General features: G+C 49.3%; 1 rRNA gene. It reads right to left on the bottom strand.

The features are described 5' to 3' along the window. Nucleotides 1-49 precede the first annotated feature (49 nt). Nucleotides 50-2,937, bottom strand: a 23S ribosomal RNA gene (locus L3V25_RS16475). Between the last annotated feature and the right edge of the window lie 243 nt (nucleotides 2,938-3,180).

The raw sequence follows: 3,180 nt of genomic DNA, 5'->3' as shown, positions 1-3,180 counted from the left end.
TCAATATGTATTCTTCTATTCAGTCCAACCAAAACCCTTTAGGTGTTGTATGGTTAAGCCTCACGGGCAATTAGTATTGGTTAGCTCAACGCCTCGCAGCGCTTACACACCCAACCTATCAACGTCGTAGTCTCCGACAACCCTTTAGGACGCTTTAAGCGCCAGGGAAGACTCATCTCAGGGCTCGCTTCGTGCTTAGATGCTTTCAGCACTTATCGATTCCGAACTTAGCTACCGGGCAATGCCATTGGCATGACAACCCGAACACCAGAGGTTCGTCCACTCCGGTCCTCTCGTACTAGGAGCAGCCCCCTTCAATCTTCCAACGCCCACGGCAGATAGGGACCGAACTGTCTCACGACGTTCTAAACCCAGCTCGCGTACCACTTTAAATGGCGAACAGCCATACCCTTGGGACCGACTTCAGCCCCAGGATGTGATGAGCCGACATCGAGGTGCCAAACACCGCCGTCGATATGAACTCTTGGGCGGTATCAGCCTGTTATCCCCGGAGTACCTTTTATCCGTTGAGCGATGGCCCTTCCATTCAGAACCACCGGATCACTATGACCTGCTTTCGCACCTGCTCGAATTGTCATTCTCGCAGTCAAGCGGGCTTATGCCATTGCACTAACCACACGATGTCCAACCGTGTTTAGCCCACCTTCGTGCTCCTCCGTTACTCTTTGGGAGGAGACCGCCCCAGTCAAACTACCCACCAGGCACTGTCCTCACCCCAGATAATGGGGCTAAGTTAGAACATCAACACTACAAGGGTGGTATTTCAAGGTTGACTCCACAACCACTGGCGTGATTGCTTCAAAGTCTCCCACCTATCCTACACATGTAGGGTCAATGTTCAGTGCCAAGCTGTAGTAAAGGTTCACGGGGTCTTTCCGTCTAGCCGCGGGTACACTGCATCTTCACAGCGATTTCAATTTCACTGAGTCTCGGGTGGAGACAGCGTGGCCATCATTACGCCATTCGTGCAGGTCGGAACTTACCCGACAAGGAATTTCGCTACCTTAGGACCGTTATAGTTACGGCCGCCGTTTACCGGGGCTTCGATCAAGAGCTTCTCCGAAGATAACCCCATCAATTAACCTTCCGGCACCGGGCAGGCGTCACACCGTATACGTCATCTTACGATTTTGCACAGTGCTGTGTTTTTAATAAACAGTTGCAGCCACCTGGTATCTGCGACTCCCGGCAGCTTAGAGAGCAAGTCTCATCACCGCTAGGAGCGTACCTTCTCCCGAAGTTACGGTACCATTTTGCCTAGTTCCTTCACCCGAGTTCTCTCAAGCGCCTTGGTATTCTCTACCCGACCACCTGTGTCGGTTTGGGGTACGATTTCTTACAAACTGAAGCTTAGAGGCTTTTCCTGGAAGCATGGCATCAATGACTTCACTACCGTAGTAGCTCGACGTCGTGTCTCAGCCTAACAATTTCCCGGATTTACCTAAGAAATTAGCCTACGCACTTGAACCTGGACAACCATCGCCAGGCCCACCTAGCCTTCTCCGTCCCCCCATCGCATTTGTAAGAAGTACGGGAATATTAACCCGTTTCCCATCGACTACGCTTTTCAGCCTCGCCTTAGGGGTCGACTTACCCTGCCCCGATTAACGTTGGACAGGAACCCTTGGTCTTCCGGCGAGGGAGTTTTTCACTCCCTTTATCGTTACTCATGTCAGCATTCGCACTTCTGATACCTCCAGCAAACTTCTCAGTTCACCTTCAACGGCTTACAGAACGCTCCCCTACCCATCCTAGTAAACTAGGATGCCGCAGCTTCGGTGTATAGCTTAGCCCCGTTACATCTTCCGCGCAGGCCGACTCGACCAGTGAGCTATTACGCTTTCTTTAAATGATGGCTGCTTCTAAGCCAACATCCTGGCTGTCTGAGCCTTCCCACATCGTTTCCCACTTAGCTATACTTTGGGACCTTAGCTGGCGGTCTGGGTTGTTTCCCTCTCCACGACGGACGTTAGCACCCGCCGTGTGTCTCCCGGATAGTACTTACTGGTATTCGGAGTTTGCAAAGGGTTGGTAAGTCGGGATGACCCCCTAGCCTTAACAGTGCTCTACCCCCAGTAGTATTCGTCCGAGGCGCTACCTAAATAGCTTTCGGGGAGAACCAGCTATCTCCAGGTTTGATTGGCCTTTCACCCCTAGCCACAAGTCATCCGCTAATTTTTCAACATTAGTCGGTTCGGTCCTCCAATTGATGTTACTCAATCTTCAACCTGCCCATGGCTAGATCACCTGGTTTCGGGTCTATACCTAGCAACTCGACGCCCAGTTAAGACTCGGTTTCCCTACGGCTCCCCTATACGGTTAACCTTGCTACTAAATATAAGTCGCTGACCCATTATACAAAAGGTACGCAGTCACACCACGAAGGTGCTCCTACTGCTTGTACGTACACGGTTTCAGGTTCTATTTCACTCCCCTCACAGGGGTTCTTTTCGCCTTTCCCTCACGGTACTGGTTCACTATCGGTCAGTCAGGAGTATTTAGCCTTGGAGGATGGTCCCCCCATATTCAGACAGGATATCACGTGTCCCGCCTTACTCGTTTTCACTTAGTATGCGTTGTCGGTTACGGGGCTATCACCCTGTATCGCGGCACTTTCCAGAGCCTTCACCTGACGCATATAAAGCTTAAGGGCTAATCCAATTTCGCTCGCCGCTACTTTCGGAATCTCGGTTGATTTCTCTTCCTTCGGGTACTTAGATGTTTCAGTTCCCCGAGTTCGCCTTATTAACCTATGTATTCAGTTAATAATACATGCTTATGCATGTGGGTTTCCCCATTCGGAAATCGTAGACTCAAGTGGCTTTTACTGCCTAATCTACGCTTATCGCAAGTTAATACGTCCTTCATCGCCTCTGACTGCCTAGGCATCCACCGTGTACGCTTATTCACTTAACCATACAACCCAAAAGGGTCTTAATGTATGTTCAACTAAATAAGGTTTTAGTTTTGTTCACAAGGAGGGTAATCCTTGATGAACGTTTGCCGGACTCAATAGAATCAATTGCAAGCAATTGATTTGAATACAAGACACTTGAATGTGTGTTGTTGTGTTTATCCGTTAAGATAAACATTGAGAACTTTTATTAAGATAAACATTAAATGTTTATCTAGTCAGCTTTCCAAATTGTTAAAGAGCAA

This window comes from Vibrio sp. CK2-1 (assembly GCF_021726515.1).
GTDB lineage: Bacteria > Pseudomonadota > Gammaproteobacteria > Enterobacterales > Vibrionaceae > Vibrio.
The sequence above is the reverse complement of the archived record's forward strand: the minus strand, read 5'-3'. Positions and strand labels throughout refer to the sequence as shown.